Below are 13,256 nucleotides of genomic sequence, written 5' to 3'. Positions count from 1 at the left end.
CCAACGGAGTCCCCGTGTCGCTGCCACCCCTGGTCGAGCCAGCCTCTGAGCTCACCGTAGACGAGGTCCGCAGGTACTCCCGCCACCTGATCATCCCCGACGTCGGGATGGACGGGCAGAAGCGGCTGAAGAACGCCAAGGTGCTCTGTGTGGGCGCCGGCGGCCTGGGCTCGCCGGCGCTGATGTACCTGGCCGCGGCGGGCGTGGGCACGCTCGGCATCGTGGAGTTCGACGAGGTCGACGAGTCGAACCTGCAGCGTCAGATCATCCACAGCCAGGCCGACATCGGCCGCTCCAAGGCCGAGTCCGCCCGTGACTCCGTCCTCGGCATCAACCCGTACGTGAACGTGATCCTTCACGAGGAGCGGCTCGAGGCCGACAACGTGATGGACATCTTCAGCCAGTACGACCTGATCGTCGACGGCACGGACAACTTCGCGACCCGCTACCTGGTCAACGACGCGTGCGTGCTGCTCAACAAGCCGTACGTATGGGGTTCGATCTACCGCTTCGACGGCCAGGCCTCCGTCTTCTGGTCCGAGCACGGCCCCTGCTACCGCTGCCTCTACCCGGAGCCCCCGCCGCCGGGCATGGTCCCCTCCTGCGCCGAGGGCGGCGTGCTGGGCGTGCTGTGCGCGTCCATCGGCTCCATCCAGGTCACGGAGGCCATCAAGGTCCTCACCGGCACCGGTGAGCCCCTCGTCGGCCGCCTGATGATCTATGACGCCCTGGAGATGCAGTACCGCCAAGTCAAGGTCCGCAAGGACCCGAACTGCGCGGTCTGCGGCGAGAACCCCACCGTCACCGAGCTCATCGACTACGAGGCCTTCTGCGGCGTCGTCTCCGAGGAGGCCCAGGAGGCGGCCGCCGGCTCGACGATCACTCCGAAGCAGCTCAAGGAGTGGATCGACGACGGCGAGAACATCGAGATCATCGACGTCCGTGAGATCAACGAGTACGAGATCGTCTCGATCCCCGGCGCCAAGCTGATCCCGAAGAACGAGTTCCTCATGGGCACCGCCCTGGAGGCCCTCCCGCAGGACAAGAAGATCGTCCTGCACTGCAAGACGGGTGTCCGCAGTGCGGAAGTCCTCGCGGTCCTGAAGTCCGCGGGCTTCGCCGACGCCGTCCACGTCGGCGGCGGAGTGATCGGCTGGGTCAACCAGATCGAGCCGCACAAGCCCGTCTACTAGGCGTACGCCTTCCCAGGAGGGGCTCGGCACCGCGGGTGCCGGGCCCCTTTTCGCTGCCGGGGCTGCGAGTCCCGCTGCCCGGGTTACGAGGCGCAGACCTTTCCGTCCTTCGGCGGCGTCCCGTTCAGCAGATACGCGTTCACCGTCGAGTCGACACAGTCGCTCCCGTTCCCGTACGCGCCATGGCCCTCGCCCTTCCAGGTGAGCTCCACACCGACGCCCTTGCCCAGTTCGTCGGCCATCTTCCGGGCGCCCTCGTAGGGCGTGGCCGGGTCGCCCGTGTTGCCGACCACGAGGACCGGGGGCGCCCCGGGCGCACTGGCCGGCGGGGTGTCCCACTGACCGGCCACCGGCCAGTCGTGGCACCAGCCGGCGGTGTCCCAGCCCATGAAGTCGCCGAAAACGGGCGAGATCTTCTCGAACTGCGCCAGCCGCCTCTTCGTCTCGGCGGGTGTCGGGCGCAGCTTGCTGTCCAGGCACGATATGACCCGTTGCGAGTGGGTCGTCGTCTCGTAGTGCCCCGAAGCGTCGCGGCCGTTGTAGCCGTCGGCCAGCGACAGCAGTTCCGAACCGTCTCCGCTCTCGGCGGCGTTCAGCGCGCTGGTGAGGCTGGGCCAGCTCTGCCGGGAGTAGAGGGGGTAGGTCAGTCCGGTCAGCGCGAGCGTCTGGGTGAGCTTGCGGCCGCTCGAGGTCGGCAGCGGGCGGGTGTCGATCCGCTTCAGCAGGGCCGCGATCCTCCGGGATCCCTGAGCCGGGTCCTGTCCCGTCGACTTGAGGTAGTCGTCGAGCGCCCGCTGGAAGCCCCTGGCCTGGTTCGCGGCGTGACCCACCATGTCGGCGCTCGGGTCCACCACGGCGTCGAGGACGAGCCGCGCCACCTTCTTCGGGAACAAGTGGGCGTAGACACCGCCGAGTTCGGTGCCGTACGAGATTCCGAAGTAGTGCATCTTCGAGTCGCCCAGCACCTGGCGCATCAGGTCCATGTCGCGGGCGGTGTCGGTCGTCGACGCGTGCGACATCAGCTGCCCGGCGGCCTTCGCGCAGCCCTTGCCGAAGTCGGTGGCGTCCTGGAGGTATGCCTTCTCCTCGGCCGGGGTGTCCGGTGTGGTGTCCACCGACTCCGCAGCCTGGATCTCCTTGTCGCTGCGACACCGGATTCCCCCGCTCGACCCGACGCCGCGCGGGTCCCAGCTCACCAGGTCGTACTGTTCCCGGAGTTTGGCGAAGGTGGGTCCGAAGGACGGCAGGTAGGAGACGCCCGGGGCGCCGGGGCCGCCGAAGTTGAAGAGCAGCGAGCCGATGCGCTTGCCTCCGCGGGCCTCGGCGCGGATCAGCGCGAGGCCCATCGTCTCGCCCTGCGGCTTCGACCAGTCCAGCGGCACCCGGAGCGTCGCGCACTGCCAGTCGTTACCCGGTGCCGGGGAGTCGTCGGTGGCCTTGCAGCGGCCCCAGTCGAGCCTTTGCGCGGTCAGCGAGGAGGGCAGCGCGGCCGTCGTGCCGGAGGAGCCGGACGAAGGCGAGGCGGCCGCGCTCGTCCTCCCGCCGCCCTTGCCGTCGTCGGACGACGAACCACCGCCGCAACCCCCCACCAGGAGCGCTGCGGCGGCCCCCAGAGCCGCCCACCGTGCGAATCGCGCCATGTGTGTCCCCCCTCACGGGCCCTCCGCATCGAGCAGCAGACGGCTGTCAGGCCATCGTAGGCGGATCAAGGCAGACCCGCCGGAGCCTGTGGATAACCTTCTGACCTGCTGCTTTATCCCTGGCTCGGGTGGGGTCTCAGGAACAGACGGTTCCGGCCGCCGGTACCTTCCCGGCCAGCAGATAACCGTTGACGGCCGCCTGCACGCACTTGTTCTTGCTGTCGTAGGAACCGTGCCCCTGCCCCTTGTACGTCAGCTCCACGCCCACGCCCTTGCCCAGCGCGTCCACCATCTTCTTCGCACCCTCGTACGGCGTGGCGGGGTCGCCGGTGTTGCCCACGACGAGGATCGGCGCGGCCCCCGGCGCGCTCACGTCCGGATGGTCGGCGGCACCCGCGACGGGCCAGTCGGTGCAGCTGAGCAAGGACCAGGCCAGGAAGTCGCCGAACAGCGGCGAGGCGGCCCGGAACTCGGGCAGTTTCTGCTCCACGTAGCCCGTGCTGTAACGGGGCTTTTCGTCGGCGCAGTTGATGGCGATGTTGGCGGCGCTGATGTTGCTGTACTCGCCGTTCTCGCTGCGCCCGTTCAGCGAGTCGGACAGCGCCATGAGGATTTTGCCGTCGCCGCTGTACGCCTGTTGCAGGCCCTCGGTGAGGTACTGCCAGTAGTCCTTGGAGTACAGGGCCTGCGCGATGCCGTTGGTCGCGGCGGTCTGGGTCAGCCGGCGGGGGAGGATGCCGGAGATCGGCTTCGCGTCGAGGTCCTCGAGCAGCTTGGCGATACGGTCCTTCACGTCCTGCGGGGTGTCGCCGATCGGGCACGGAGTGGCCTTCGACGTGCAGTCCGCGGCGAAGTTGTCGAGCGCGAGCTGGAAGCCCTCGGCCTGTCCCAGCGAGCTCTGCTCGGCGTTCTGTGTCGGGTCCACGACCGCGTCGAGGACCGCGCGGCCCACGTTCTTCGGGAACAAGTGGGCGTAGACGCCGCCGAGTTCGGTGCCGTACGAGATGCCGAAGTAGTACAGCTTGTCGTCGCCGAGGACCTGCCGCATGAGGTCCATGTCACGGGCCGCGTCGGTGGTGCGCACATGCGGCAGCACCTTCTTGGAGTTCTTCTCGCAGGCCGCGTTGAACTCCTTGGTGTTGCCCAGGTAGGCGGTGCGCTCGGCGGCGTCGTCGGGGGTCGCGTCCTGCTGGAAGTACGCGTCGAGTTGCTGGTCGTTCTCGCATTTCACCGGGGCGCTGCTGCCGACGCCGCGCGGGTCGAAGCTGACCAGGTCGTAGCGGGTGCGCAGTTTCGCGTAGTCCTGGCCGAAGGCGGGCAGGGTGGTGACGCCCGAGCCGCCGGGTCCGCCGAAGTTGAAGACGAGCGAGCCGATGCGCTTGCTGCTGTCGCCGCTGGTCTTCGCCCGGATCAGCGCGATGCCGATCGTGTCGCCCTTGGGTTTCGCCCAGTCGAGGGGCGCCTTCATGGTGGCGCACTGCCACTGGCCGCCGTTCGGCAGAGGTGACGGGGCGTCGCCGCCGCCTTCCGCCGCGGACGGGGCCGGACAGTCCTTCCAGTCCAGCTTCTGGGCCGACAGGTCCCCGTCCTTGGCTTCCTTGGAGCTGTCGCTGCAGCCCGCCAGCACGGATGACAGCAGCACGAGGGTGGTGGCGGTCAGAGCAGCCACGCGTGGGCGGGAAGGATTCGGCATGCTCCCATCCTGTCGTCACGCGCGCGTGGACGCTCGGGACACGGGCCGTAAGAGGTAGACCGGCTACGGTCCTCGTACTACAGCGCACCCTTGCGCGACAGCTGGTTGAAGGCCAGCCAGCCCGGCAGCACCGGCAGCCACAGCGTCAGCAGCCGGAACAGCAGTACGGCGGGGGCCGCCACCTCCTTGGGGAGGCCCACGGCGATCAGGCCGACCGTCAGGGTCGCCTCCACGGCGCCCACGCCGCCCGGGGTAGGGGCCGCGGAGCCGAGTGCGTTGCCGGCGAGGAAGACGACGGCGACGCTGGCGATGCTGAGCGAGGCCCCTTCGTGGCCGAAGGCGCGGATCGAGGCGTCCAGGCACATCACGAAGCAGGCGGTCAGCAGCAGCATGCCGCCGATGCCGGTGACCAGCTTCTGCGGCCGCTGCAGCACGTCCAGCATGCGCGGCACGACACCGGCGAAAAGCGACCGCACGCGCGTGGCGACGAATTTCCGCAGGAACGGCACCGAGGTGACGACGAGGACGAGCACGGCCACCGTGAGCAGACCTGCGATGACGGTCCGGGACGGCGACAGGGACGGCGTCTTCTCGGTGCCGGTCAGATAGCCGAACGACAGCAGCATCAGGATGTGGCAGCCGAGCCCGAACAGCTGCGAGGCGCCGACGCTCGCCACCGCGAGGCCCGGGCGCACCCCCGCGCGCTGCAGGAAGCGCGTGTTGAGGGCGACACCGCCGACCGCGGCGGGCGCGACGATCTTGACGAACGACCCGGCTACCTGCGCCGCCACGGCCCGCAGGAACGGCACCCGCTCCGGTACGAACCCCAGCAGGGCCATGGCCGCAGCGACGTAGCTCAGCGCCGAGAAGAGCACGGCCGCGGCGACCCAGCCCCACTGGGCGTTGGCGACCAGAGGACCGAACTCGATGTGGGTGAGCTGCGTCAGCAGGAAGTACGCGCCGATGGCACCGGCGATGAAACTGATCAGCGTGCGCGGCCGTACCCGCTCGAGCCGGGCCGGCTCGACCGGCGCCTGCGGTCTGATCAGCAACACCTGGTGCCGGATCTGTGTGAGCAGGTCCTCCTCGCGCGCCTCGTCGATGGCTTCGTCGATGGCCCGCTTCTCGGCCCGCTGCTCGGCCCGCACCGCCTTCTTGCCGGGCTTTTCGAGCACGGACCCGGTGTGCTCCGAGCCCTCCTCCAGGCGGGCCTGCTTGGCCTGGCGGGACGCCTCCAGGACCGCCTCACGCTCGCGCTGGGCCCGTTCCCGGGCCAGTTTGCGCAGGGTCGCGCGGGAGGTCCGGCTGAGCGCGATGGGCTGCAGCATCGGCAGACAGTCGGCCACGGCGTCAGGGCCGAGCACGCCCACTGCGGACGCCACCGCGCGCTCCGCGCCCACCCGCAGCCCCAGCGTCACCAGGAGCTGCGAGATGTCCATGCGCAGCAGCAGATCGCCGGCCGCGATCTCGCCGACGCGCAGGTCGGTGAGGATGACCGTGCCGGAACGATCCACCAGGATCGCGTCGCCCACCAGCCTGCGGTGCGCGATGCGCCGGGACTGCAGTGCGCGTACCTGGTGCCAGGTGTCGCGCAGCAGCTCGTCGGTGATCTCGTCGTCGGCGAGCGAGTCGAGGGTGCGCCCGCCGGTGTGCTCGTAGACGAGCATCACGGCGTCGGGCCCGAGCTCGGAGGTCGCGATCAGCTTCGGCGCGTTCGCGCCGGCCGCGATCGCCGCGTAGGCGAGCAGGGCCTCCTGCTCCAGTGCCTGGCGCAGCGACTGGAGGCTGCTGCGGGTGGCGAAGCCGCGCAGCGTCAGATTGCGCCACACGCGGTAGAAGAAGCCCTGCGCCTGCTGCTCCCGGTCGACGACCGTGACGTCCAGGGGCGGGCCGTCCTCGAGTGTGACGAAGTAGCGCCGTCCGCGGTCGCCGGTCTCCGGTGTCTCCGGCAGTTCCTCGCGCGACGCGGTCACCGGGCGGAATCCGACGTGCCGCAGGCCCGCCATCAGCGTCCGACCGGTGGGGCGGACGTTGGGCGAGCCGACCGCGTAGAGCGTCCCGTAGGCGACGGTCCAGCCGATCAGCACCGTCAGGATGATCGAGAACGGTGTCGTGTAGCCGGTGACGAGCATCGAGAACGCGTCGAGGAGCAGCACGATCCACAGCACCGCGCGCCAGCGCGGCCGCCGCGACATCCCGACGGCCGTCATGTACGCGATGACCGGCGCGAGATAGCCGTGCACGGGGTCGGTCAGGGCGTGGATGTCGCCGGGGGAGGGCTGGGTGAGCGCCTCCTGGATGGAGCCGGGGGCGCCCTTGGCGACCCACAGGTCTGTGGCGAGAGTCACTCCGTGCGCGAGGACAGCCGCGAGGACGCCGTCGGCGATGCGCAGCCCGTCGCGCTTGATCAGCCGTTCGATCGCGAACGCGACCGGCACCAGCAGGATCGCGATGCTGGAGGCCAGACCGGCGATCTTGATGAGCAGATCGGGCGCCTGCCCGGTGCCCTTGTTGATGTCCTGTTCGAGCCCCGAGGTGGTGCCGTGGGCGAACGCGGCGATCGCCAGCAGCAGGATGATCCCGAGCACGCCCACCAGGAGGCGCATCAGATCCGACGGGCGGTGCACGCGCGCGGGGAGCAGCGGTTCGTCGCCCTCGACCTCGTCGATGTGCGCCTCGTCCAGGAAGGCGTCGCCGCCCGTGTCGACGTCCTTCGAAGCGGCGTCCTTGCCGTCGGTGCGGGAAGCGGAGCCGGTGCCGGGGCGCGACGAAGCGTCAGAGGCGCTCTCGGCGCCCTCTGGGTGCGCACCCTGCTGCTTCATCGTCTCTTCTTGATCTCGTATCACCAGTCACCGCCCGCACGATGGTGGCATGCCCCACCGACACACGGGGGCATCAGGGTGCAGGAGCGGGGGCGCACAGTCTGCCGGAAGCGCCGCCCGGGGGCGAGGGATACGCATCGTTGCGAGCGCGTCACGCTGTCGGTGGCTTGCGGCAGGATGGGCCGGATGAGCGAGGAGAGCCTGCCGCGGGACGCCGGCCCGGAGCACACGGACGCGCTGCCGGAGTACGCCGAGCGCGTACTCGAGGTCGCCGAACTGATTCCGCCCGGGCGTGTCATGACGTACGGGGACGTCGCCGAATGGCTGGAGCAGGGCGGGCCCCGTCAGGTCGGCCGTGTGATGGCTCTCTACGGGGGAGCCGTTCCGTGGTGGCGCGTCGTGCGCGCGGACGGCGCCCTCCTCCCGGGGCACGAACTGCGTGCTCTCGATCACTACCGTGCCGAGGGCACCCCCCTGAAGGAGGCGAGCAGGGCCGCCGAGGGCCACTTGCCGCGCCTCGACATGAGGCGGGCGCGATGGGACGGCGGCGAACGCGCGGACGGTCACACCTGAAAGCTTCCGCCATGGGGCGCACCGGTGTGTGACCCGTGATCCGTACGGGGGAGCCGGGGCACGTTTGTCGCATGGCGTACGTTCGTGGGGCGAGGGGCCCGCGGGGTGCGAGTGCCGCGAGGGAAGAAGAGGAAGCCCTGCTTCCGCAACCCGCGTCGGCGTAGCGTCGGCTGCACGTGCCCCCCTCACCCCCCGATCACCGCCCTGCACGCGCGGTGGTCCGACGACCAGTACAACCACCGGGACCGGCGAACCACGTGAGCTCCTCTTCCTCCACCAGGCGCCTGTCGCACCCCCAGGTGCGACAGGGGGGCCGTGGCGCCTACCGACTGGTGCGTACCCCGCCGAGCCGACAGGATCCCCCTCGTCTGGACGCGCCACAGCGCTCCGTGGTTGACCACGAGGGCGGCCCGCTGCTCGTCCTCGCAGGTCCGGGCACCGGCAAGACCACCACGCTCGTCGAGTCCGTGGCGGCGCGGATCGCCCGTGGCGGGGACCCCGAGCGCATCCTGGTGCTGACGTTCAGCCGCAAGGCGGCCGTCGAACTGCGCGACCGCATGGCGCTGCGCATAGGGGCGGCACGCGCGCCCCAGGCGACCACCTTCCACTCGTTCAGCTACGCCCTGGTCCGCGCCCACCAGGACAACGACCTGTTCGTGGAGCCGCTGCGCCTGCTGTCCGGCCCCGAGCAGGACGTGACGGTCCGTGAACTGCTCGCGGGCCAGGCCGACCTGGAGCGGCTGGGCCTCGCACATGTGCGCTGGCCCGACGAACTGCGGGCCTGCCTGACCACCCGGGGCTTCGCCGACGAGGTCCGCGCGGTCCTCGCCCGAAGCCGCGAACTGGGTCTTGGACCCGCCGCCCTGGACGCCTTCGCCCGCCGCATCGGCCGCCCCGACTGGCGGGCCGCGGCCACCTTCCTCGCCGAGTACCTCGACGTCCTCGACCTGCAGGGCGTACTCGACTACGCGGAACTGGTCCACCGGGCGGTCCTCCTCGCCCGCCGCCCCGAGGCCGCCGAGCGGCTCGCCGCGCGCTACGACGCCGTCTTCGTGGACGAGTACCAGGACACGGACGCCGCCCAGGTACGGCTGCTGCACGCCCTCGCGGGCGGCGGCCGCACCCTCGTCGCCTTCGGCGACCCCGACCAGTCGATCTACGCGTTCCGCGGTGCGGACGTGGGCGGCATCCTCGACTTCCCGGCCGCCTTCCCGCGCGCGGACGGCCGCCCCGCGCCCGTCGAGGTCCTGCGCACCTCGCGCCGCTCGGGTGCCGCCCTGCTCGCCGCGACCCGGCTGCTCACCCAGCGCATGCCGCTCACCCGGCTCCCGGCGGAGAAGGTACGTGCGCATCGCGACCTCGCCCCGGTGCGGGACGGCGGCCACGTGGAGGTGTACACGTACCCCACGCCCGGCACGGAGCTCGACAACATCGCCGACATCCTGCGCCGGGCACACCTGGAGGACGGCGTCCCCTGGAGTGAGATGGCCGTACTGGTGCGGGCCGGATCGCGCACGATTCCGACGGTGCGCCGCACGCTCACCGCGGCGGGCGTGCCCCTGGACATCGACGGTGACGACCTGCCGCTGCGGCACGAACCGGCCGTGGCGCCGCTGCTGACGGCACTGCGGGCGGTGGCAGAGGCGGAGGCGGCGCGAACCGATGTGCCGGACGAGACGGGTGCCGCGCCCGCCTCCGGAGGCGCCGTGCCCGAGGAGGGCCCCGAAGGAGCCGCCTCCCAAGAAGGCGTCCGCGAAGAGTCGGAGTCCACCGCGTGCTGGCTCGACACCGAAACCGCCCTCACTCTGCTGGCCTCCCCCCTCGCCGGCATGGATGCCGCCGACCTGCGCCGCCTCGGGCGTGCCCTGCGCGACGAGGAGCGGGCCGCGGGCAACCCGCTGCCGCCGCCCTCGGACGAGCTGCTCGCGCGGGCGCTGGCCGAGCCGGAGCGCCTCGTCGCGCACGACCCGGCGTACGCGCGTGGCGCCCAGCGGCTCGGCGCGCTGCTGCGCACCGCCCGGGAGCGTCTCGCGAGCGGCGGCACGGCCGAAGAGGCCCTGTGGGACCTGTGGGACGGCACACCGTGGCCGGCCCGGCTGGAGCGGTCCGCGCGGCGCGGCGGCGCCGCCGGCCGCAACGCCGACCGTGACCTGGACGCCGTGTGCGCCCTGTTCGCGACCGCCGCGCGCGCCGAGGAGCGCACCGGCGGCCGTGGCGCCCTGAACTTCCTGGAGGAGATCGCGGCCGAGGACATCGCCGCCGACACCCTCACACGGCGTGCCGTCCGTCCCGACGCCGTACGCCTGATGACCGCGCACCGCTCCAAGGGCCTGGAGTGGCGCCTGGTCGTCGTCGCGGGCGTGCAGGAGGGACTGTGGCCGGACCTGCGCCGCCGTGGCTCCCTCCTGGAGGCCGACCGCATCGGCCGCGACGGACTCGCCGAACCGCTCACCCCGGGCGCGCTGCTCGCCGAGGAACGCCGCCTGTTCTACGTGGCCGCCACGCGCGCGCGTGAACGCCTCGTCGTCACCGCCGTGAAGGCCGCCGCGGACGACGGGGACCAGCCCTCCCGCTTCCTCACCGAACTCGGCGTCGAACCCAGGGACGTCACCGGCCGCCCGCGCCGTCCGCTGTCCGTCGCCGCGCTCGTCGCCGAACTGCGCGCCACCACGGTCGATCCGCGTGTCTCGGACACCCTCAGGGAGGCCGCCGCGCACCGCCTGGCCCGGCTCGCCGCGCTCGCCGACGAGGACGGCCGCCCCCTCGTCCCGTCCGCCCACCCCTACCGCTGGTGGGGCATGTACGAGCCGACAGAGAGCAAGGTGCCGCTGCGCAACCGCGACCAGCCCGTCGTGCTTTCGGGCAGCGCCCTCGACCAGCTCGCCAACACCTGCGCCCTGCAGTGGTTCCTCGGCCGCGAGGTGAAGGCCGACGCCCCGGCGACGGCCGCCCAGGGCTTCGGCAACGTGGTGCACGTCCTCGCCGACGAGGTCGCCTCCGGACACACCCCCGCCGACCTCGCCGTCCTCATGGAGCGCCTGGACTCCGTGTGGAACGCGCTCGCCTTCGACGCGCCCTGGAAGTCGGCCCAGGAGAAGGAGAACGCGCGCGTGGCGCTCGAACGCTTCCTGAAGTGGCACGTCATGGACCGCACCGGCCGCACCCCGGTGGCCAGCGAGCACGGTTTCGACGTCACCCTCGCAGCGGGTGACTACGAGGTCCGCATCCGTGGCTCCATGGACCGCGTCGAGGCCGACGGCGAGGGCCGCGCCTACGTCGTCGACTTCAAGACCGGCAAACAGGCGCCCACCGCCCGCGAGGTGGCACGCCACCCCCAGCTCGCCGTCTACCAGCTCGCCGTCCGCGAAGGCGCCGTCGACGAGGCCTTCGACGGCATGCGTCCCGAATCCGGAGGCGCCGAACTCGTCCAGCTGCGCCAGGGCGCCGCCCGGCGCGACGGCGGCGAGACGCTGCCCAAGGTGCAGGCCCAGGACCCCGTCGAGGGCGCGGCGGGGGAGTGGGTCGGCGAGCTGCTGGCCAACGCCGCCGGAAAGGTCCTCGACGAACGGTTCACACCCAGCGCCGGCCAGCACTGCTCGCACTGCGCCTTCCAGGCCTCCTGCAGTGCGAGGCCCGAAGGGCGACACGTCGTCGAGTGACGCGGCTGATCTTCCCTGGCCTTCTGTGATCGACCGCACCACACGTGCTGACCTGCGCTTCTCCTCACCCGGAGGCCGATCCGGCCTCCACTGTCAGTGGCCGCCGCTAGCCTCTCTGACGTGCCACCCCGTATCACCGATCCCGATCAGCTCAAGGAGCTCCTCGGGATTCCGTTCACCCCGGAGCAGACGGCCTGCATCATCGCGCCGCCCGCCCCGCAGGTGATCGTTGCCGGAGCCGGATCGGGCAAGACGACGGTGATGGCGGCACGCGTGGTGTGGCTGGTCGGCACCGGGCAGGTCGCCCCCGAGCAGGTCCTCGGCCTCACCTTCACCAACAAGGCGGCCGGCGAACTCGCCGAGCGCGTCCGCAAGGCGCTCGTCAAGGCGGGCGTCACCGACCCGGACGTCATCGACCCGGACAATCCGCCGGGCGAACCGGTGATCTCGACGTACCACGCCTTCGCGGGCCGTCTCCTGACCGACCACGGCCTGCGCATCGGCCTGGAACCGACCGCCCGGCTGCTCGCCGACGCCACCCGGTACCAGCTCGCCGCGCGCGTGCTGCGCGAGGCCCCGGGCCCCTACCCGTCGCTCACCCGCTCCTTCGCGGACCTCGTCAGCGACCTGCTCGCCCTCGACGCCGAACTCGCCGAGCACCTCGTACGCCCCGAGGAGCTGCGCGCGTACGACACCGGCCTGCTGCGCACCCTGGAAGGCATCAAGCTCACCAACGCCGACCTGCGCAAGGTCCCCGAAGCGGCCGCCGCCCGCCGTGAACTCGCCGACCTGGTGGTGCGCTACCGCGCCGCCAAACGCGAGCGCGACCTCCTCGACTTCGGCGACCAGATCGCCCTGTCCGCACAGCTCGCCCGCATCCCCGAGGTGGGCCGCATCCTGCGCGACGAGTTCCGTGTGGTCCTCCTCGACGAGTACCAGGACACCTCGGTCGCCCAACGCATCCTCCTGGCGGGCCTGTTCGGCGACGGCACCGGCCACCCCGTGACCGCCGTCGGCGACCCCTGTCAGGCGATCTACGGCTGGCGCGGCGCCTCCGTCGCCAACCTGGACGACTTCCCGGAGCACTTCGCACACCCCGACGGCCGCCGGGCCACCCGCCAGGCACTCAGCGAGAACCGCCGCAGCGGCGGCCGTCTCCTCGACCTCGCCAACGGCCTCGCGGGGCCCCTGCGCGCCATGCACGCGGGCGTGGAGGCCCTCCGCCCGGCCCCCGGCGCAGAACGCGACGGCATCGTGCGCTGCGCACTGCTGCCCACCCACGCCGAGGAGATCGACTGGATCGCCGACTCCATCGCCCACCTCGTCAACACCGGGAAGGCGCCCGCGGAGATCGCCGTCCTGTGCCGTACGTCAACCGACTTCGCCGAGATCCAGGGCGCGCTCGTCGCCCGGGACGTCCCCGTCGAGGTGGTCGGCCTGTCCGGGCTGCTGCACCTGCCGGAGATCGCCGACCTGGTCGCCGTCTGCGAGGTCCTCCAGGACCCCGGCGCCAACGCCTCCCTGGTCCGCCTCCTGACCGGCCCGCGCTGGCGCATCGGCCCCCGCGACCTCGCCCTCCTGGGACGCCGCGCCCGGCTCCTGGCCCCGGGCAGTCGGCAGCCGACCCCGATGACGGCGACGGGCTCGCCGAAGTCGCCGTGGACGGGGGCCGGTTG

Annotated in this window: 7 protein-coding genes; 4 read left to right on the top strand and 3 right to left on the bottom strand. The window is 71.6% G+C overall.

Annotation, left to right across the window (positions count from 1 at the left end):
- Window positions 1-14: 14 nt before the first annotated feature.
- Complete coding sequence (gene moeZ / locus ACWC1K_RS48160; protein ID WP_450840286.1) at window positions 15-1,193, top strand: adenylyltransferase/sulfurtransferase MoeZ; 1,179 nt, start codon at window positions 15-17, stop codon at window positions 1,191-1,193.
- Between the two features lie 83 nt (window positions 1,194-1,276).
- Here the strand turns inward: moeZ and ACWC1K_RS48155 are convergent, their stop codons facing one another.
- The 3 genes from ACWC1K_RS48155 to ACWC1K_RS48145 all read right to left on the bottom strand — a co-directional run bounded on the left by ACWC1K_RS48155 (window position 1,277) and on the right by ACWC1K_RS48145 (window position 7,348).
- Complete coding sequence (locus ACWC1K_RS48155; protein WP_450840285.1) at window positions 1,277-2,833, bottom strand: alpha/beta hydrolase; 1,557 nt, start codon at window positions 2,831-2,833, stop codon at window positions 1,277-1,279.
- 136 nt (window positions 2,834-2,969) lie between these two features.
- Complete coding sequence (locus ACWC1K_RS48150) at window positions 2,970-4,526, bottom strand: alpha/beta hydrolase (protein ID WP_450840283.1); 1,557 nt, start codon at window positions 4,524-4,526, stop codon at window positions 2,970-2,972.
- Window positions 4,527-4,603: 77 nt separating this feature from the next.
- A complete protein-coding gene (locus tag ACWC1K_RS48145) occupies window positions 4,604-7,348 on the bottom strand; it encodes a lysylphosphatidylglycerol synthase domain-containing protein (protein WP_450840282.1) in 2,745 nt (914 codons plus the stop codon).
- A gap of 186 nt (window positions 7,349-7,534) precedes the next feature.
- Here ACWC1K_RS48145 and ACWC1K_RS48140 point away from each other — a divergent pair, with 186 nt between their 5' ends.
- The 3 genes from ACWC1K_RS48140 to ACWC1K_RS48130 form a co-directional block, all read left to right on the top strand.
- The gene (locus tag ACWC1K_RS48140) at window positions 7,535-7,921 is read left to right on the top strand and encodes an MGMT family protein (RefSeq protein ID WP_450840280.1); all 387 of its coding nucleotides are present in this window, start codon (window positions 7,535-7,537) and stop codon (window positions 7,919-7,921) included.
- A gap of 257 nt (window positions 7,922-8,178) precedes the next feature.
- The gene (locus ACWC1K_RS48135) at window positions 8,179-11,580 is read left to right on the top strand and encodes an ATP-dependent helicase (protein ID WP_450840278.1); all 3,402 of its coding nucleotides are present in this window, start codon (window positions 8,179-8,181) and stop codon (window positions 11,578-11,580) included.
- A 120-nt stretch (window positions 11,581-11,700) separates the two neighbouring features.
- The coding region (locus ACWC1K_RS48130; RefSeq protein WP_450840277.1) for an ATP-dependent helicase at window positions 11,701-13,256 on the top strand (1,556 nt) is incomplete at its 3' end.

This window comes from Streptomyces sp. NPDC001492 (assembly GCF_053597275.1).
Note: the sequence above shows the minus strand (reverse complement) of the source record. Positions and strands in the feature narration are given on the sequence as shown.

What these genes read in the sequence shown, in the direction of transcription:
- ACWC1K_RS48155 (WP_450840285.1), bottom strand. Translation starts at nt 2,833, where the DNA reads ATGGCGCGATTCGCACGGTGGGCGGCTCTGGGGGCCGCCGCAGCGCTC.
- ACWC1K_RS48150 (WP_450840283.1), bottom strand. Translation starts at nt 4,526, where the DNA reads ATGCCGAATCCTTCCCGCCCACGCGTGGCTGCTCTGACCGCCACCACC.
- ACWC1K_RS48145 (WP_450840282.1), bottom strand. Translation starts at nt 7,348, where the DNA reads ATGAAGCAGCAGGGTGCGCACCCAGAGGGCGCCGAGAGCGCCTCTGAC.
- ACWC1K_RS48140 (WP_450840280.1), top strand. Translation starts at nt 7,535, where the DNA reads ATGAGCGAGGAGAGCCTGCCGCGGGACGCCGGCCCGGAGCACACGGAC.